The sequence below is a fragment of the Sphaerotilus sp. genome, assembly GCF_013299175.1.
Taxonomy (GTDB): Bacteria; Pseudomonadota; Gammaproteobacteria; order Burkholderiales; family Burkholderiaceae_C; genus Sphaerotilus.
In genome coordinates this window covers 1-17,803 of the sequence record NZ_JAAFKF010000004.1, presented here as the reverse complement: position 1 = coordinate 17,803, position 17,803 = coordinate 1, and the positions used below count along the sequence as shown (strand labels likewise).

At 67.9% G+C, this 17,803-nt stretch carries 17 protein-coding genes, 1 tRNA gene and 1 pseudogene; 5 read left to right on the top strand and 14 right to left on the bottom strand.

The genetic code is table 11. The features are described 5' to 3' along the window. From QZW52_RS01435 to QZW52_RS01425, 3 genes are all read right to left on the bottom strand, one after another. The gene (locus QZW52_RS01435; protein ID WP_293994332.1) at positions 1-1,038 is read right to left on the bottom strand and encodes an NAD-dependent epimerase/dehydratase family protein; all 1,038 of its coding nucleotides are present in this window, start codon (positions 1,036-1,038) and stop codon (positions 1-3) included. A 27-nt stretch (positions 1,039-1,065) separates the two neighbouring features. After that, positions 1,066-2,322, bottom strand: a complete 1,257-nt coding sequence (locus QZW52_RS01430) for a class I SAM-dependent methyltransferase (RefSeq protein WP_293994330.1) — start codon at positions 2,320-2,322, stop codon at positions 1,066-1,068. Positions 2,323-2,383: 61 nt separating this feature from the next. After that, the gene (locus tag QZW52_RS01425; protein WP_293994328.1) at positions 2,384-3,430 is read right to left on the bottom strand and encodes a glycosyltransferase family 2 protein; all 1,047 of its coding nucleotides are present in this window, start codon (positions 3,428-3,430) and stop codon (positions 2,384-2,386) included. A gap of 241 nt (positions 3,431-3,671) precedes the next feature. Here QZW52_RS01425 and QZW52_RS01420 point away from each other — a divergent pair, with 241 nt between their 5' ends. Beyond that, entirely contained in the window at positions 3,672-4,355 is a 684-nt protein-coding gene (locus QZW52_RS01420; protein ID WP_293994326.1) for a glutathione S-transferase family protein, read from the top strand. A gap of 13 nt (positions 4,356-4,368) precedes the next feature. Here the strand turns inward: QZW52_RS01420 and QZW52_RS01415 are convergent, their stop codons facing one another. The 6 genes from QZW52_RS01415 to QZW52_RS01390 form a co-directional block, all read right to left on the bottom strand. After that, the gene (locus QZW52_RS01415; protein ID WP_293994324.1) at positions 4,369-5,949 is read right to left on the bottom strand and encodes a class I SAM-dependent methyltransferase; all 1,581 of its coding nucleotides are present in this window, start codon (positions 5,947-5,949) and stop codon (positions 4,369-4,371) included. 85 nt (positions 5,950-6,034) lie between these two features. After that, a complete protein-coding gene (locus QZW52_RS01410; RefSeq protein WP_293994322.1) occupies positions 6,035-7,060 on the bottom strand; it encodes a glycosyltransferase family 2 protein in 1,026 nt (341 codons plus the stop codon). Beyond that, positions 7,061-8,941, bottom strand: a complete 1,881-nt coding sequence (locus QZW52_RS01405; protein WP_293994319.1) for an O-linked N-acetylglucosamine transferase, SPINDLY family protein — start codon at positions 8,939-8,941, stop codon at positions 7,061-7,063. 278 nt (positions 8,942-9,219) lie between these two features. Beyond that, positions 9,220-9,372 carry a hypothetical protein gene (locus tag QZW52_RS01400; protein WP_293994317.1) on the bottom strand — a complete coding sequence of 51 codons (153 nt, stop codon included), beginning with the start codon at positions 9,370-9,372 and terminating at the stop codon, positions 9,220-9,222. A 106-nt stretch (positions 9,373-9,478) separates the two neighbouring features. Next, positions 9,479-9,763 carry a helix-turn-helix domain-containing protein gene (locus QZW52_RS01395; RefSeq protein WP_293994315.1) on the bottom strand — a complete coding sequence of 95 codons (285 nt, stop codon included), beginning with the start codon at positions 9,761-9,763 and terminating at the stop codon, positions 9,479-9,481. A 7-nt stretch (positions 9,764-9,770) separates the two neighbouring features. Further along, a complete protein-coding gene (locus QZW52_RS01390; RefSeq protein WP_293994313.1) occupies positions 9,771-10,106 on the bottom strand; it encodes a type II toxin-antitoxin system RelE/ParE family toxin in 336 nt (111 codons plus the stop codon). A 134-nt stretch (positions 10,107-10,240) separates the two neighbouring features. On the opposite strand from QZW52_RS01390, the gene QZW52_RS01385 reads away from it, so the two are divergent. Continuing rightward, positions 10,241-11,373, top strand: a protein-coding gene (locus QZW52_RS01385) for an IS630 family transposase (RefSeq protein WP_293994311.1) whose coding sequence is annotated in 2 segments (ribosomal slippage) — positions 10,241-10,673 and positions 10,673-11,373 — 1,134 coding nt in all. Because the reading frame shifts where the segments join, the coding sequence is not laid out codon by codon here. Between the two features lie 505 nt (positions 11,374-11,878). On the opposite strand, the gene QZW52_RS01380 is transcribed toward QZW52_RS01385, so the two are convergent. Continuing rightward, a complete protein-coding gene (locus tag QZW52_RS01380) occupies positions 11,879-12,997 on the bottom strand; it encodes a tyrosine-type recombinase/integrase (protein WP_363225943.1) in 1,119 nt (372 codons plus the stop codon). Positions 12,998-13,101: 104 nt separating this feature from the next. On the opposite strand from QZW52_RS01380, the gene QZW52_RS01375 reads away from it, so the two are divergent. Continuing rightward, entirely contained in the window at positions 13,102-14,172 is a 1,071-nt protein-coding gene (locus tag QZW52_RS01375) for an RNA-guided endonuclease InsQ/TnpB family protein (RefSeq protein WP_293994309.1), read from the top strand. On the opposite strand, the gene QZW52_RS01370 is transcribed toward QZW52_RS01375, so the two are convergent. Next, positions 14,169-14,351: a hypothetical protein gene (locus QZW52_RS01370; RefSeq protein WP_293994307.1), complete on the bottom strand. Its 183-nt coding sequence runs from the start codon at positions 14,349-14,351 to the stop codon at positions 14,169-14,171. The genes QZW52_RS01375 and QZW52_RS01370 overlap by 4 nt on opposite strands. Before the next feature lie 182 nt (positions 14,352-14,533). Further along, positions 14,534-14,610 (bottom strand) — tRNA-Met (locus QZW52_RS01365). Between the two features lie 115 nt (positions 14,611-14,725). Here QZW52_RS01365 and ureG point away from each other — a divergent pair. Continuing rightward, positions 14,726-15,370: an urease accessory protein UreG gene (gene ureG / locus QZW52_RS01360; protein WP_293994305.1), complete on the top strand. Its 645-nt coding sequence runs from the start codon at positions 14,726-14,728 to the stop codon at positions 15,368-15,370. 5 nt (positions 15,371-15,375) lie between these two features. Here the strand turns inward: ureG and QZW52_RS01355 are convergent, their stop codons facing one another. Beyond that, on the bottom strand, positions 15,376-16,491 hold the full coding sequence (locus tag QZW52_RS01355; RefSeq protein ID WP_293994303.1) for a KUP/HAK/KT family potassium transporter: 1,116 nt from the start codon (positions 16,489-16,491) through the stop codon (positions 15,376-15,378). 98 nt (positions 16,492-16,589) lie between these two features. Between QZW52_RS01355 and QZW52_RS01350 the strand changes: the two genes are divergently transcribed. Next, positions 16,590-17,660: an RNA-guided endonuclease InsQ/TnpB family protein gene (locus tag QZW52_RS01350; protein ID WP_293994300.1), complete on the top strand. Its 1,071-nt coding sequence runs from the start codon at positions 16,590-16,592 to the stop codon at positions 17,658-17,660. 14 nt (positions 17,661-17,674) lie between these two features. Here the strand turns inward: QZW52_RS01350 and QZW52_RS01345 are convergent. Further along, positions 17,675-17,803: pseudogene (locus QZW52_RS01345) on the bottom strand (KUP/HAK/KT family potassium transporter); the annotation flags it as partial.

Genomic DNA, 17,803 nt, shown 5'->3' with positions numbered 1-17,803 from the left:
TCAACGGGCGCTCCAGAACAGGTCGTCGTCCACCTGCCCGGTGCGCTGCAGGTACTGCAACTGCTTCAGGCGGGTGTAGGCGCGCCAGCGGTGATCGGCCTCGGTGAAGTCGATGCGCTGGAACAGGCTGGCCAGCTCCTCGGCGCCGTGTTTCGCCGTCCAGCGGGCAACAAAACCGGGCAGGCGTTTCTCGATCTTCTCGAACGAGACCCGGTAGCTGCGGTTGTCCGCGCTCGGCGGGCCGGCGGTGACTTCGCAGCCGGGAAAGGCGGCGGCCACGAGTTGGGCAATCTCGCGCACGCGGAAGTTCTCGTCCGTGCGGCCGACGTTGAAGACCTCGCCGTTGATCGCGTCCGCTGGCGCTTCCACCGCGCAGCGCATCGCCTCGCAGATGTCCTCGACGTGGACGATCGGCCGCCACGGGCTGCCGTCGCTGACCATGGCGATGCGCCCGGTCGTGCGGGCCAGGGCGCAGAGGTCGTTGAGCACGATGTCGAAGCGCATCCGCGGCGACGGCCCGTAGGCGGTGGCGTTGCGCAGGAAGACGACGCTGAAGTCGCTGCTGGCCATCGGCGTCACGTCGCGCTCGACCAGCGTCTTGCACACGGCGTAGGTCGTCTGCGGATTGACCGGCGAGCGTTCGTCCAGGAAGTCGCCTGTGCCCACGCCGTAGACGCTGCACGACGAGGCGTAGACGAATCGCTTCACCCCCGCCTCGCGGGCGGCGCGGGCGATGCGCAGCGAGCCTTCGTGGTTGATCTTCAGCGTGATCTCGGGGCGGTTCTGGCCCAGCGGATCGTTGGACAGCTCGGCGAGGTGGATCACGGCGTCGAAGCCCGCGAAGTCGGCCGGCTCGACGTGGCGCAAGTCCTTGCACAGCGTGCGGGCGCCGATGCGGGTGGCGAGCGGGTCGTGGTAGAGCCGGCCATCGCCGTAGTAGCCGATGTCCAGGCCGGTGACTTCGTGGCCCGCGGCTTCGAGCCAGGGAGCGAGGCGGGCGCCGATGTAGCCCTCGGTGCCGGTGACGAGAATTTTCATGAGACAGCTCGGTGAATGGCTCGGTGGTCAGAACACGGTGACTTCGGGGATCGGCACGACGAACTGCCCGCCCCACCCGCGGATGTAGGCGGCGTCACGGGCGATCTCGTCCTTCAGGTTCCACGGCAGGATCAGCACGTAGTCGGGCTTCGCGTCACGGATGGCGGATGGCGCCAGGATCGGGATGCGGGTGCCGGGGGTGAACTTGCCCTGCTTGTAGGGGTTCGCGTCCACCGTGAAGTCGAGGAAGTCGGTGCGGATGCCGCAGTAGTTCAGCAGCGTGTTGCCCTTGCCCGGTGCGCCGTAGCCGACCACGGTCTTGCCACGCGCCTTGGCGTCGATCAGGAAGGCCAGCAGCTTGCGCTTGGTCTCGCGCACGCGGTCGCCGAAGCCCTGGTACCGCTCGCTGCCGAGGAAGCCGTCGGCGATCTCGCGTTCGCGCAGGGCATGGACCCGCTCGCCGACCGGACGCGCCGTGCCGTCCACGTTCTCGTCGGTGTGGCGGGCGTAGATGCGCAGCGAGCCGCCGTGCGTGGGCAGCTCCTCCACGTCGAACAGCGTCAGGCCGTGGTGCGCGAAGACCCGCTCGACCGTGACCAGCGACAGGTAGCTGAAGTGCTCGTGGTAGATGGTGTCGAACTGCACGCCCTCGATCAGGCGCAGCAGGTGCGGGAACTCCATCGTGATGGTGCCGCCCGGCGCGAGCAGGTGCTTCATGCCGCCGACGAAGTCGTTCAGGTCGGGCACATGCGCGAGCACGTTGTTGCCCAGCAGCAGGTCGGCGTGGCCGTGTTCTCGGGCGATGTCGGCGGCGGACTCGCGGCCCATGAAGCGCACCGTCGTCGGCACGCCGCGCTCGACCGCCACCTTGGCGACGTTGGCGGCCGGCTCGATCCCCAGCACCGGGATGCCGGCCGCGACGAAGTGCTGGAGCAGGTAGCCGTCGTTGCTGGCGATCTCCATCACGCGGCTGCTGGCGTTCAACTTGAAGCGATCCGCCGCCATCACGGCATAACGACGCGCATGTTCGACCCAGCTCGACGAGTAGGACGAGAAGTAGGCGTACTCGCTGAAGATCGAGTCCGGCGCCACGAATTCCTGCAGTTGCACGAGGTGGCAGTCGTCGCAGACGTAGGCGTGCAGCGGGAAGAACGGCTCCATGTCGGCGAGCTGGTCGGGCGCGATGTGCGTCTGGCACAGCGGGCTCATGCCCAGATCGACGAAGCTGGTGCGCAGCGGCGCCTGGCAGAAGCGGCATGCGAGGGCAGAAGTGGGGCGTGTCATGTCGGGAAGATCGGCGGTTCGAGGCGAAGATTGAATGCGGGATGGCAGGCGCGGTCGGCGTTCAGGTGCCCAGGCGCTTGGTCCAGCGGGTGACGGTTTCCCAGACGGGGTTGGCGCGGCTGGTGGACATCACCGCCCCGGCCAGTGATTCCGGCAGATACAGCGCGCCCGTGGCCCAGGCGAGCATGGCGGCGCGCTGCGTCTCGTTGTAGCCAGGGCAGGCTTTCAGCGAATCGCGCATCAGCCGCCAGAGGCTGCCTGCGGTGTCCTGCGGGAAGGGATGCGATGCCCGCGCCCAGCGCCACGAGGTGATGCGGTGGCGCACATGGGTGGGCAGCATCAGGAAGGGGCCGTCCACCACGATGCCCGAGCGTTCGCGCAGCAGCGCCATCGTGCGGTCGCGGCTGCGCTCGACCAGGCGCACCTCCAGGCCGATGCTGCCGCTGTAGTTGCCGCGGTAGCCGGGGGCGGCTTGCGCGTCGGGTTTGCGGTGCAGCCGGTAGCCGCCGAGCGGGCGGGCGGCGCCGACCACGCGGCCGTGGAAGGGCGCGGTGACGAAGGGCACGGTGTCGGTGCAGATCGGCCAGTCCTCGGGCTTGACGGGGAAGTAGGGCGCGACCGCCGAGCGGCGGTAGAGGTTGCCGCTGCCGGGCGGGCCGGCGTAGTGGCCGAGGGCGCGGATGACGGGCACCACGTCGCCGTCGTGCCGCAGGAAGGGGACGACCCCGCCGAGCAAGGCCCCTTCCGCGTCGATCAACCGCATCGGGTAGTGGACCTTGGCGGTGCCGGCGTCGGCCAGCGACAGGCAGGTGGCCATCGCATCGGCGTCGAGCACGTCGTCGGCGTCCAGCCAGACGATCCACTCGCCCCGCGCCGCCGCGATGCCCAGGTTGTAGCCCTGCCCCTGGCCGATGTTGACCGCCTGCCGCACCAGCCGCACCCGGTCGCCGTAGCGGGCGATGACCGACAGCGAGTCGTCGGTCGAGCCGTTGTCCACCACGATCACTTCGCAGTCGGCGTCGGGCAGCGTCTGGCGCAGGGCCGAGTCGATCGCCGCGCCGACGAACCGGGCGTAGTTGTAGTTCAGGACGACGATCGAGACTTGCATCGGGGTGTACCGGGAAGGGAACGGCCAGGCTCCGGCGTATTGGAACCTGAATCGTAAATGAACGTAATTTTTGTGCTGTGAATGCTGGGATATCGGCACCCGTCGGGCAATCCCGAGGTGCCGGGTCTGATGCCGCCCGGACAAGGGGTCCGGATCGGTCGGATTTGCGCAGTGCCCGGGACCGGGCGGCTACCATCGACCCCCCCACCGGGACACCGGCACACCGAAAGGAACGATTCCCATGCAGCTCTACATCGGCAACAAGAACTACTCGTCCTGGTCCATGCGGCCGTGGGTGCTGCTGCGGCAGTTCGGCATGGCGTTCGACGAGGTGATGGTGCGGTTCGACAGCTTCGAGGCTGGCTCCACGTTCAAGACCACATTGGCCGGTCTGTCGCCGACGGGCAAGGTGCCGCTGCTGGTGGACGACGGCGGGCTGGTGGTGTGGGACACGCTGGCGATGGCCGAGTACCTCGCCGAGCGCCATCCCGAGCACGCACTGTGGCCACGGGACGCCCGCCAGCGTGCCCGCGCCCGTTCGCTGTGCGCGGAGATGCACGCCGGTTTCACGGGGTTGCGCAGCCGCTGCCCGATGAACATCGAGGCATCGCTGCCCGAGATCGGCGCGCAGATGCTGGCCGAACACCCGGCGGTGCAGGCGGACCTGGACCGGCTGGTGGCGATGTGGAGCGCGGCGCTGGCGGACAGTGGCGGGCCGTTCCTGTTCGGCACCTTCAGCATTGCCGACGCGTACTTCGCGCCGGTGGTGGCGCGGCTGCGGACCTACGCGCTGCCTGTGCCGCCGGTGGTGGCGGACTGGATGGCGCAGGTCTGGGCTGCGCCGGGCGTGGCGGCGTGGGTCGCCGAGGCGCTGGCGGAACGGGATTTCCTGGATTTCGAAGAGCCTTACCGCAGCGGCCGCTGAGGCGCCGCGCGGCTCACTCGCCGTGAACACCGGCCAGCAGGGATTCCCGCGTGGCGGCGACTTCCTGCAGCAGTGCCTGCAGCGGGCGCGAGCTGTCGGCCGGCAGCAACTGGTCCTGCACCGGCACGCTGTCGGCTGGCACCAGGCAATCCAGGCTCATGGTGCGCGCCAGCGTGCGCTCGGCCGGGGTCGTCACCACCTTCTGCAGCACGACATGCATGGACGCTGCCTTCTCGCGGCGGCAGTTCTTGCGGTTCAGGTCGCGGTAGCCGGACGCTTCGATCTGGAAGCGGTGGGTGAACCAGCCGAGTTGCCAGAAGGTCTCGGTGTAGCAGGTCCAGGCGTTCTCGTTGAGCGCGCGCAGGTGGGTCGGGTCGCGCCATGCGGTCGGTGAATGCTCGCACGGCACCTCGATGGCGAAGCGCCCGCCTTCGCGCAGCAGCGCCAGCGCCTGCGTCATCAGGGTGGACAGATCCGGCGTTCGCACCAGCACCGAGCCGGCGCAGATCTCGGCGAACTGTCCGGCTTCCAGCCGCACCGGGCCGCAGAGCGTGCCACGCGCCAGCAGCGGCAGGGTCTGGGGCTGACCGAGGTCGAGCAGCAGGTCTGGCTCGGTCTCGGGGCGGGTGTCCAGGTTGAGCCAGCCGACGCGGTAGTCGGTGCCCGCACCCAGGTTCAGCCGCAGCGGGCGCCAGGGCTGCGGGTCGCGGGTGCGGACGTGGGTCTGGCCATAGCCGCTGACGAAGGCCAGCATGTCGGCGAAGGCTTCGGCCGGGTCCAGTTCCTCGAAACTGGCGTGCTGTGCGCGGGCCTGTGCGTACCAGGCGGGCGTGCCGAAGTCCTGCCGGAAGAAGGGGTCGAGCGTGGCGTCGTCGATCCAGGTGGCGGCGTCTTCATAGAACGCGGCCGTGGCCGCGTGCGGTGTCCGCTCCGCGATGACCGGGGTGCCCAGGCTCAGGCAGTGCGCGAGCGTGATCGGCTCGAAGCGGCTGCTTTCGTGCGGGCGCAGGTGCAGCACGGCCTTGGCCTGCCGGATGTAGGCATCGCGCTCTCCGGCGTAGACCGGGCGGTCGAACTGGCTCACGGTGATGCCGGTGTCCTCGATGCGCTTGATGAGGCGGCGGATGCGCTCGTTCTGCGTGCCGAGGACCAGCAGGTCGATCGGGCGGTCTTCCAGTGCGGCGGCGGGGGCTTGTGCGTCGGCGCTCAGGTAGGGGGCGTGGACGAAAGGCACCAGCGGCACGTCGTCCGGGTGGTCGGTGTAGACCTCCAGATTGGCCGGATCGTGGTCCACCACGGCCGAGTGGCGCAGCAGGTGCAGGTAAGCCGAGGAGACCTGCGCGCCTTCGTGTCCCAGCGACTCCAGGTTGACGAAGACACAGGTGTGCTGCAGGCACTGGTCGGTGTCAAAGCCGAGGTGGGCGCCGAAGACGAAGTTGACCGCGTCGTGGCGCAGCCGGTTCTTGGACAGGCTCACGCGGGCGCCGAGCCGCCGGAACTGGTAGCGGAAGTAGCGTGCGGGGTCGATCAGGCCCAGGGCGTGCGGCTGGCCCTGGGGGTGGACGATGCACAGGTGGATATCCGGCAGGTTCATGGGCGTGGGGTTCCGTGCGAAGGGTCGGAACCAGTCTAGGCAGACCGGCCCGTCCTGTCGGCCCGATCAGGGCGGCCAAAGCGGGCTACTTCGGCGCGTGTACCCGTGGCCCGAACTGCCGCAGCACCCCCAGGTTGTGCGTGGCCAGGTGGCTGCCGCGGCCGTGGACTGCGCCTTCCAGATCCGGCCGCTCGCCGATCTCCAGGCAGCGTTGCCAGGCGCCTTCGATCATCGGCAGCAGCTCGGTGGCGCGGGCGGGTTCGTTGGCAGCCCAGTCGAGCATCAGGTCGCCCAGGGCGAAGAAGAAGTCAGGGGAGCGGTCCCAGCGCGCCATGCCGTCCGAGGCGCGCTGCACGCCGTCGGCATGGCGGCCGCAGCACTTGAGCGCGTGCAGGCTGCGCACGCTGAGGTCATGCAGCCAGGCGGGCGTGGCGGCCAGTCCCGCCAGCCGTGCCTCTGCCTGGTTGAAGCAGTGCAGTGCGTCGGCGTGGCGACCGTAGACATCGTGGTCCTTACCGAGCTGGTACCAGAGATATGGGTCGTCCGGATGGTCGCCGAGCGCGCGCTGCAGCAGCGTGGCATTGCGGCCGGCCTTGCGGTCGAGCGCGACCGCGCTGTAGCCGTCGTGTCCGACCTGCAGCGGCAGCCGCCGCACGGGCAGCGTGTGCTGTGGCTGTTCGTGGATGCGGCCGGTGTAGCGCACGTGGCCGGGCAGGAGGCGGCTGATCCAGTTGGAGGCGACGCTGGTGTGGCCCTGCGGCCCGTGGTCGCTGTCCACCCGCACCGCGCCGACGAAGTCTGGCCGCAGCGTGCGCAGCGTGGCCAGGGTCTCGCCACCGCGGGCCAGCCACTCGTCGCCATCGAGCACGATGTGCCAGTCGGCGCCAGCCCGCTCCAGCGCGGTGTTGCGGGCGATGCCGAAATCGTCGCACCAGCGCAGATGCGAAACCTCGGCGCCGGCTGCACGGGCGACAGCGACGGTGTTGTCCTGCGATCCCGTGTCGACCACCACCAGGCGGTCGGTCCAGGGGCGCAGGCTGTCGAGGGCGCGGCGCAGGCGCGGCGCCTCGTCGCGCACGATCAGGACGGCGGCGACGGTGTAGCGTTGCATTCAGTCTCTCCGGGGAGCTGGCTCGGCAGCCAGCGGGGTGGGGGGCAATCCGGCGTCGTGGCGCGCGACCATGCGGGCCAGCAGGTGCTCCAGATCGCGTGCGCTGCACTCGGTGTCCCGGTGCAGCGCGCTGGTGCGGGCCGTGGCGAGCCGGGCCTTGAGCTGCGCCATGGCGTCAGCGTCCCGCAGCAGGTGCACTGCGGTGCGGACGTAGTGCTCGGTGTCCGTGCAGACCAGCCCGGGCAGCCGGAACGCTGCCAGCAGGCTGGCGGTGCGCCGCGCCGCGAAGCCCTGGCCGATCCGGGTGAGCACGGGCACGCCAGTCGACAGCGCGTCCCGTGCCGCGGTCTCGGCGTTGCCGGGGAAGCAATCCAGCACGAGGTCGGCCAGCGGCAGGCGTGCCAGGTGCGCTTGTGGCGGGACGGCAGGCGCGAAGACGAGCCGCACCGGGTCGATTCCCGCGCGCGCCACGCTGGCGCGCAGATGCCGTTGCGCATCCGGTGCCGGTGCCCGCAGCCACAGCACCGAGTCCGGCACGGCGGACAGGATCTGGCACCACGCCCGGAACTGCGCGCCGGTGATCCGCTCCGGCGGGTTGAAGCTGGCGAGCACCGGGGCGCCGTCGGGCAGGCCGCAGTCGGTGCGGCGTGGCGGGACGGGTGGCTGTGCTGGCGGCCGCGGCGGTCTGGTCGGTCGGTGGCACCCAGGCAACTGGGCGATGCATTCACTGAACTGCGCCTGCGCCGCCAGCGGTGTGACGACCGGATCGCCGATCAGGTAGTCCACCCAGGGCGCACCCGTGGTGCCAGCATGTCCCAGCCAGGCGGCCTGGACTGGCGCCGGGCGGTGGGCAAGCACGCCCAGGCGCGAATCCTCGCCGGGGCCGGTGAGGTCGAGCAGCAGATCGATCCGGTCACCGCGGATGATGCCGACGAGGTCTTCGGTGCTCGTGTGGCGGCTGTCGTGCCAGCGCGTGGCGGTGACCACGCGGGGGTGATCCGACCGGGCGTCCGAGTAGAGGTACAGCGCGACGTGCTTCTGGTCGAATGCGTCGAACAGCGCAGCCACGGACGGATCCAGCGCAGACCCGGACCGTTCGCGCCCGCCGGTGAGGATGCCCAGGCGCCACCGGCCTTGGCGGCGGTGGTCGCGGGCAGCGGTTTTCGGCTTCTCGCGGGTGGTGCCAGCGCCGTGGCGCTGCTGGCAGGCGAGCGCGGCCAGCCAGCGGTGCAGCAGCGGGTGGTCCAGCAGAGGGAGGAGCTGGCCCGGATCGAGCGGCACCACCAGCGGCAGATGGGCCGACGCGGGCGGGTGGGCCATGCAGGCCAGCAGCCGGTCGAGATGGGTGGAGTGTGCGTCCCAGTCCAGATCTGCCGCACTGCCGAGGGCGGAGGCCAGTGCGGCGTCCGCCGCCTGCGGTTGTGCGGCGAGCGCCGTGCGATAACACCACCCGGCTTCGGCGTGGTCCTGCAGCCGGGTCAGGCCCTGGCCGAGCTGCAGCAGGGCGCGCTGGTGCAGGGCGGCATCCGGTCCTGCCTTGGCCATCGCCGCGGTGGCATCGCGCACCGCCTGCCGGTCGTCCCGCAGTGCCGACAGGGCGCTTGCCCGCACCAGGTGCCAGGCGGCGCTGCGCTCGATGCTGGTGTCGAGCTGGTCCAGGCAGTCGAGCACCTCGGTCGGGCGGTACTGCGCCAGCAGGCTCTCGGCGGTGCGCAGGCAGATGGCGGTGTCGCGGCGGTGCTGGTCGAGGGCCAGGGTGACCATGCCGCGCAGGGGCTCGCCACGCGGCAACATGGGTCGCAGCGCACCGTGCAGATCGGTACGTGGAGCCGACCCCGCATGGAGGCTGGCAGCAGCAAGGGCGGAGCGGAGGGCATCCATGACGTGACAGTCGTGCCGCGGGTGGCAGTGAGGTGGACAGCCAGTCTAGGGAGCGGGTTTTCGGTGCATCGCGGGATAAGGTGCGGCACGGCGGCGGAGTTCTGCGTTCCGTCGGGGACATGAAAAAAGCCCGTGCAGTGATTGCACGGGCTTTTCAGAATTTTGGGCTTCACTCACTCGAAAAAATCCAGCAAGCCATTGATTTACAAGGAATCTTGCATTTCCTGTTTATCGGTTACTGCGGAGGTTACTGCATATCAACGACGCCACCCCGGTTTTCAGGGTTGCCCGGTGTGCCAGCGGCAGCGGGTGAGCACCAGGAAGAAGGCCATGGGATCAGCCGGGCCAGCCGATCGGCCGGGCTGCAGCGTGCCGATGCTGGCCAGGATCTCGACGGGCAGGGCCTCGGGGTCGCCCGATGCCGGGCACATCCAGCAGTTGCAGCGGCTGGGCAGCGTGGAGCGAAGACAGACCGGCCAGCAAGCCAGCGCCGGCCAGGAACTCGCCGGCTCGCCGACGTGGCCGGCTGGGGGCCGATCAGGATAGCGCCCGCATGACTGCTTGCGGCTCACGGTCGATCAGGTTCAGCAGCACCAGCGCCGCACCTTGCGGCCGGCGGTCGCCTCGCTCCCAGTGGCGCAAGGTCGCCACCGAAAACCCGAACCGGGCCGCGAACTGGTCTTGAGTCAGTCCCAGCCGGCCACGCACAGCCGCCACATCGACCGCTGTAGGTTGGTAGACCTTGACGCCCGCAGCCTCGCCCCGTGCGTGCGCGGTGGCTTCCTGCAGTCCTTGGCGGATGCTCTCGAATGCTTTGCCCATGATGGCCTTACCTTTCAAACCAGATTTGCACCAGAAGATCAACCAGCCCGGCAAGCTCGTTGCATTCGGCGCGGGTCAGGTTGGCGCGTTCGTTCTTGGCGAACATCGTCAGCAGATACAGCGGCATGGCGTCGCTGTGGACGTAGTAGATGACCCGCACGCCCCCGCTCTTGCCGCGCCCGTCACGTCCCCACCGTAGTTTCCGCACGCCGCCCGTGCCTTCGATCAGGTCGCCGGCTCGGGGGTGTGCAGCCAGGTAGAGGACCAGATCCCGCCGATCCTCTTCAGACAGCAGCTTGCCGGCGCGTTTCTGGTATTCGGGCAGTTCTGCAATCGTGGGCATTGGCAAAGTGTAATCCATTGGATTAGGGAAACGAAGCACAGCGCCGGCTAGTGTCGTGTCACGGCTGACTTGACGGTGATCGCCGTTGGCGAAGGCGCACTGGCATGGCCATGGAAGGCGACAAGAATGGAGGGATGGAAAAGTACACCGTGACACTGAGTGCCGAAGAGGCCGAACAACTGCAGGCGCTGGTGGCCAAAGGCACGCACGCGGCGGCCAAGGTGGTCAACGCGCTGATCTTGCTGAACTGCGACGAGTCGCAGGCCCGAGGGCGAAGACGCAGCAGCCAGGAGATCGCCGAGGTTCTGCAGGTCAGCCCGCGCAAGATCGACCGGCTCAAGCGACGCTTCGTGGAGGACGGGCTGGAGGTGGCGCTGAGCGGCGCGCCGAGCCAGCGGGAGTACGAACACAAGATCGACGGCGAGGTGGAGGCGCACCTGATCGCGCTGAGCTGCTCGGTGCCGCCGAGCGGACACGCGCGCTGGTCGCTGCGGCTGCTGGCCGATCAGGTGGTGGAGCTGGAACTGGTGGAGACGCTCTCGCACGAGACGGTGCGGCGGGCGCTGAAAAAAACGAACTCAAGCCGTGGCGCAAGGTGGGCTGGGTGATCGCCCCCGAGGCCAGCGCGGAGTTCGTGGCCAGCATGGAGCGGGTGCTGGATGTGTACAAGCGGCCACTGGACGCTCGGCGTCCGGTGGTGTGCATGGACGAGACACCGCGGCAGCTCATCGGCCAGACCCGCGAGCCGATTGCGGCCGCACCCGGTCAGCCCGAGCGAGAGGACTACGAGTACCGGCGTCTGGGCACCTGTAACGTCTTCATGGCGTGCGAGCCGCTGGCCGGCACCCGCATGACGCAGGTCACCGAGCGCAGGACCAAGCGCGACTGGGCGCTGTTCGTCGAGTCCATTGCCGCGCACTACCCCGAGGCCGAGCGCATCACGCTGGTCATGGACAACCTCAACACTCACACCCCGGCGGCGTTGTACGAGACATTCCGGCCGGCAAAGGCCAAGGCGCTGTGGGATCGCTTCGAGTTCGTCCATACCCCCAAGCACGGGAGCTGGCTCAACATGGCCGAGATCGAGATCAACGTGATGGTGCGGCAGTGCTTGAACCGACGCATCGGCGACATCGAGACCGTGCGCCGCGAGGTCGCTGCCTGGCAGGCACACCGCGATCAGCGCCACGCCAGGATCGACTGGCAGTTCACCACCGAGACGGCTCGGGTCAAGCTTCGGCGGCTCTATCCGTCAATCGAGGTGTGACGCAACACTAGAGAACCCCACCCCCCCCAGCCTGCACCCACTGCCGAACACCGTTCCACAGGTTGTCCACACTTTGCCCCCAAGCATTCCCCAACAAGTAACAAAGAAGTAATGAGTTTCTAAGTAGTTGATTTGTATAGGGTGCTTCCGTCTTTTCCCGTGGAATGACCCGCCCGGCGCTGGCAATTCCACGTTCCACGGCCGTTTTCTGAAAAGAAGGGCGCCCCCTCGTGTTCTTGGTGCTGGTCGTCGTCTGCCTGCGGAAACCCAGCGCGAAAGAAACCCCCGCCGCGCCGCCACCCGGCGCACGGTGGAAGGCATCCAGCCTGCAGGCAGGCACAGGCACAGGTACAGGCCATGCAGCCGGCGCACAGGGCAGCCATGCCCAGACCAGACACAGCCAGACGGACGAAGCCCGGCACAGGGCCGGGCTGGTGGCGTGCGGTCGGTGCTTCAGGTCACGGCCGCAGGGCGTGGCACCGATCAGGCACCAGGAGGAAGGGCCTCAGGCTGCACGGATCGGTATCACCTGCGCCCCCATGCGCAGCGTGTCCAGGTAGTCCGCCCACGCCTGCATCATCTGCCGACGCTGGTCGGTGAACTCCGTCCGGTTGTAGGCGCGTCCAAGTGCGTCGGGTACAGAGTGGGCAAGCTGCGCTTCGATGACCTCGGGAGCAACCCCCAGCCGCTCGGACAGCATCGTGCGGGCCATCGCCCGGAAGCCATGCGCCGTCATCTCTTCACCGTCGAAGCCCAGCCGCCGAAGCGCCGCGTTCATCGTCATGTCGCTGATAGGCCGGGCACGGTCACGCAGGCCAGGGAACACCAGCACCCCCGACCCGGTGAGGGGCTGCAGCCCCCGCAGCACGGCCACGGCCTGACGGGACAGCGGAACGACGTGATCGGGGCCGGTCGCCTTGCCTTGCAGGTTGCGCTTCATCCGGTGCGACGGAATCAACCAGGTCGCCGCGTCCAGGTCGAACTCCGCCCACGTCGCGCCCCGGATCTCGCCCGGTCGCTGGAAGGTGAGGGCGGCCAGTTGGAGCGCCGCCTGGGTGGTCGGCTGGCCGGTGCAGGCCAGCAGCGCCCGCAGCAGCTCGCCCACCCGTGCGGGGTCGGTGATCGCCGCCCGGTGTTCGACGCGCACAGGTGGCAGTGCGTCGCGCAGATCGGCGGCCGGGTTGCGTTCACAGTGGCCGGTGGCGATGCCGTAGCGGAACACCTGTCCGCACGCATCCTTCACCCGGTGCGCCGTCTCGACCGTGCCGCGTGCCACCACACGCCGCAGGCATTCCAGCACCATCGGCGCCGACACGCTCGCCAGCGGCAGCCGCCCCAGCCACGGAAACACGTTCTGCTCCAGGCGCAAGCGGGTTCGGTCGGAATGCCCGGCGCTCACCTTGGCGGTGTGGACGGATGCCAGCCACTCGCGGGCCACGGCCTCGAAGCTCCCAACGGGTGGAAGTCCGGCGTCCGCGCGTCGGTCGGCTTCATCGGCCTGGGCGGTGGCGGTCTTGGTCTGCTTGCGGGCCGCGCTCGGGTCGGTTCCCTCGCTCAACATGCGCCGCGCCTCGTCTGCCTTCTTGCGGGCGTTCGACAGGGACGTATCGGGGTAGGTGCCCAAGCTGATGACCCGGACGAAGCGACAAGCCCCGGGGCTCAGCCCGGGGTCGAGCGTTCAAGCCGGAACGGCTTGTCAAGCGACATGTATGGAAATACAGTTGTCGGATGGAAGCCGTGAAGACCCTCAAGCTGCGCATCAAGGACAAGCACGCGGGCGTGCTGTCCTTGATGGCGCGCGAGGTCAATCAGGTGTGGAACTACTGTAACGAGACCAGTTCGCGGGCGATCCGCGAGCGCGGAAAGTGGCTGAGCGGGTTCGACCTGCAGAAGCTCACGGCCGGGTACTCGAAGTGCGATGGCGTGCGGATCGGTAGCGCCACGGTGCAACTGGTGTGCGAGGAGTACGCCACCCGGCGCAAGCAGTTCAAGAAGTCGAGGCTCAATTGGCGGGTGTCGAACGCGAAGTCAGCGAAGTATTCGCTGGGCTGGGTGCCGTTCAAGGCGGGCGGCGCGAAGTACAAGGCCGGGCAGATCGCTTTTCTCGGGCACAGGTTCAGTCTGTGGGACAGCTACGGGCTGAGCCGGTTCGATCTGCGCGCTGGCTCGTTCTCGCAGGACGCGCGCGGCCGGTGGTACCTGAACGTGTGCGTCAAGGTGGACGTGCCGAAGTCGGCCGGCACTGGATCGGTGGGGATCGACCTTGGCCTGAAGACGGCGGCGACGTGCTCGGACGGTGAAGAGCTGGCGTCCGGCCTGTACCGCAAGCATGAGGGCGCGCTGGGGATCGCCCAGCGAGCCGGGAAGAAGGACCGGGTGCGCGCGATCCACGCGAAGATCGCCAACACGCGCAAGGACGCGATGCACAAGTTCTCGACGGGGCTGGTCGAGCGCAACGCGGCGATCTTCGTCGGGAACGTGCAGGCGAAAGCGATGGTGAAGACCAAGATGGCGAAGTCCACGCTGGACGCCGGATGGGCAATGCTGAAAACGATGCTGGAATACAAGAGCCATCAGGCCGGCATCGTGTTCGAGGAGGTAAATGAAGCCTACACAACCCAGACCTGTTCGCGCTGCGGGGGCATACCCGCCAGCAGTCCGAAAGGTAGGACAGGTCTGCGAATGAGGCGATGGACATGCTGCGATTGCGGCGCGGAACACCACCGCGACGTGAATGCCGCCAGGAACATCGCCGCGCGCGGACATGCGCGTCTCGCAGGAGGAGTCCCCGTCCTTTAGGGCGGGGAGGATGTCAAGTTGCGCCGCCCCTCGTGGGCATAGGCCAGCCGCCAGCCGTGGGCGCCGCCCTTCACGAACAGCAGCAGGTGCAGCCCGTCGCTGTCGTTCAGCCGCTTGCGCGGGTCGCCCGGCTTGATGGTGCGGATTGCGGCGTCGGACGCGATCAGGTGGCGGGCCATGCGAGAACTTTTCAGTGGAGTTCTCGCGATTGTCGAGTTCTTGCAGAAGTTCTCGCACCGAACGCCCGGAGGACGATGCACGCCCCTGCACGTCACTGGACAACAAAAAAGCCCTAGAGCGTTGATTCTCTAGGGTTTTCTGCTTTGGCTTGGACGTTCTGGAACGTCTTTGCACGTTGTCTTGGTGGCGCTTCACGGACTCGAACCGCGGACCTGTGGATTATGATTCCATCGCTCTAACCGACTGAGCTAAAGCGCCAACAGCCCGCAATTATGCATAGACCCAATCAGTCGAGCAAGTGTTTTCTGCAGAAAAATTTGGTTCGGGTCTTGCTACCCTGTGCATTCCCGAACACCACACCGAGACCTGTCCCATGAGCCCACTCCATTCGATCCCCGGACGCACCAAGAAACTGCCCCCCCTGCGTGTCGGCGTGGGCGGACCGGTCGGCTCGGGCAAGACGACGCTGGTCGAGATGCTCTGCAAGACGATGCGCGATCGCTGGGATCTCGTGGTCGTCACCAACGACATCTACACCAAGGAAGACCAGCGCCTGCTCACCGTGGCCGGTGCGCTCGACCCGGAGCGCATCATGGGCGTGGAGACCGGTGGCTGTCCGCATACCGCCATCCGCGAGGACGCCTCGATCAACCTCGAAGCCGTGGACCGGATGCTGGAGAAGTTCCCCGACGCCGACATCGTCTTCATCGAGTCGGGCGGTGACAACCTGGCCGCGACCTTCAGCCCCGAACTGTCCGACCTGACGCTCTACGTCATCGACGTGGCCGCCGGCGAGAAGATCCCGCGCAAGGGTGGCCCCGGCATCACCAAGAGCGACCTCTTCGTGATCAACAAGACCGATCTGGCGCCCCATGTCGGTGCGGATCTGGGTGTCATGCGCGCCGATACGGTGCGGATGCGCCCGAACCGCCCCTTCGTGATGACCAACCTGAAGACCCGCGACGGGCTGGCCGAGGTGGTGTCCTTCATCGAGCAGCGCGGCCTGCTGGTGGGCTGAGCGGGTCAGATCTGGACCCGCGTGCCGAGTTCGATCACCGCGTTGTCCGGCAGACGGAAGTAGTCGGCGACGCTTCCGGCGTTGCGCGCCATCGTGGCGAACAGCGCCTCGCGCCAGCGCGCCATGCCCGCGCCCGGTGTCGGCACGACGATCTCGCGGCTCAGGAAGTAGCTGGTGCTGGCCGGCTCGATCGGCAGGTCCGGTGCGCGGCAGCGGCCGAGTGCCTCCGGGATGTTCGGGCTGTCCATGAAGCCGTAGTGCAGCGTGACGCGCCAGAAGCCCGGTGCGAGCGCCTGCAGTTCGAGCTGTTCCGCCACCGGGACGCTCGGTTGTTCGTGGAAGCGCACGGTCAGGATCAGGTTCTGTGCATGCAGCACCTGGTTGTGCTTGAGGTTGTGCAGCAGCGCCTGCGGCACGGTGTCGGGGTTGGCCACCGCGTAGACGGCGGTGCGGGGCGTGCGCTGCAGGGTTTCCGCGGCCAGTGCGGTCACGAAGTCCTGCAGCGGCGGGTCGTTGTCGCGGATCGCGTTCAGCAGCAGGGTGCGGCCGCGGGCCCAGGTCGCCATCAGCCCGAACAGCGCGAGTCCCATCGCCAGCGGGAACCAGCCGCCCTGCAGGAACTTCAGCGAACACGACACCACCAGCAGCACGTCCACCGCCACCAAGGCCAGCGTCACCGGCAGCACGACGACCAGCGGCAGCTTCCACGCATGGCGGACGACGAACCAGGTCAGCAGCGTCGTGATCAGCATGGTCATCGTCACCGCGATGCCGTAGGCCGAGGCCAGCGCCGACGAATTCCCGAAGGCCAGCACCGCCGCGATGACGGCCACCAGCAGCGACCAGTTCACCAGCGGCACGTAGATCTGGCCCATCTCGTGCGCGCTGGTGTGGCACACCTGCATCCGCGGCAGGAAACCGAGCTGGATCGCCTGGCGCGTCAGCGAGTACGCGCCCGAGATCACCGCCTGCGAGGCAATCACCGTCGCCGCGGTGGACAGCACCACGGCGGGCAGGATCCAGTCGTCCGGAAACAGGCGGTAGAAGGGGTTCTCGACCGCGGTCGGGTCGCGCATCAGCAGCGCGCCCTGGCCCAGGTAGTTCAGTGCCAGCGCCGGCATGACCCGGACGAAGCGACAAGCCCCGGGGTTCAGCCCGGGGTCGAGCGTTCAAGCCGGAACGGCTTGTCAAGCGACATGTATGGAAATACAGTTGTCGGATGGAAGCCGTGAAGACCCTCAAGCTACGGATCAAGGACAAGCACGCGGGCGTGCTGTCCTTGATGGCGCGCGAGGTCAATCAGGTGTGGAACTACTGTAACGAGACCAGTTCGCGGGCGATCCGCGAGCGCGGAAAGTGGCTGAGCGGGTTCGACCTGCAGAAGCTCACGGCGGGGTACTCGAAGTGCGAGGGCGTGCGGATCGGTAGCGCCACGGTGCAACTGGTGTGCGAGGAATACGCCACCCGGCGCAAGCAGTTCAAGAAGTCGAGGCTGAACTGGCGGGTGTCGAACGCGAAGGCGGCGAAGCATTCGCTCGGCTGGGTGCCGTTCAAGGCGGGCGGCGCGAAGTACAAGGCCGGGCAGATCGCTTTTCTCGGGCACAGGTTCAGTCTGTGGGACAGCTACGGGCTGAGCCGCTTCGATCTGCGCGCTGGCTCGTTCTCGCAGGACGCGCGCGGCCGGTGGTACCTGAACGTGTGCGTCAAGGTGGACGTGCTGAAGTCGGCTGGCACTGGGCTGATCGGTATCGACCTCGGCCTGAAGACGGCGGCGACGTGCTCGGACGGCGAAGAGCTGGCGTCCGGCCTGTACCGCAAGCATGAGGGCGCGCTGGGGATCGCCCAGCGAGCCGGGAAGAAGAACCGGGTGCGCGCGATCCACGCGAAGATCGCCAACACGCGCAAGGACGCGATGCACAAGTTCTCGACGGGGCTGGTCGCGCGCAACGCGGCGATCTTCGTCGGGAACGTGCAGGCGAAAGCGATGGTGAAGACCAAGATGGCGAAGTCCACGCTGGACGCCGGATGGTCAATGCTGAAAACGATGCTGGAATACAAGAGCCATGGGGCCGGCATCGTCTTTGAAGAGGTGAACGAAGCCTACACAACCCAGACCTGTTCGCGCTGCGGGGGCATACCCGCCAGCAGTCCGAAAGGCAGGACAGGTCTGCGAATGAGGCGATGGACATGCTGCGATTGCGGCGCGGAACACCACCGCGACGTGAATGCAGCCAGGAACATCGCCGCGCGCGGACATGCGCGTCTCGCAGGAGGAATCCCCGTCCTTTAGGGCGGGGAGGATGTCAACAGCACGCTCCAGGCAAGCCGGATCGGGAAGCGGCCGAAGTGGCCCATGTCGGCATAGAGCGCCTCGGCGCCGGTGACGGCCAGCACGATGGCGCCGACCGCGGCGAAGACGTGCCAGCCACGCCC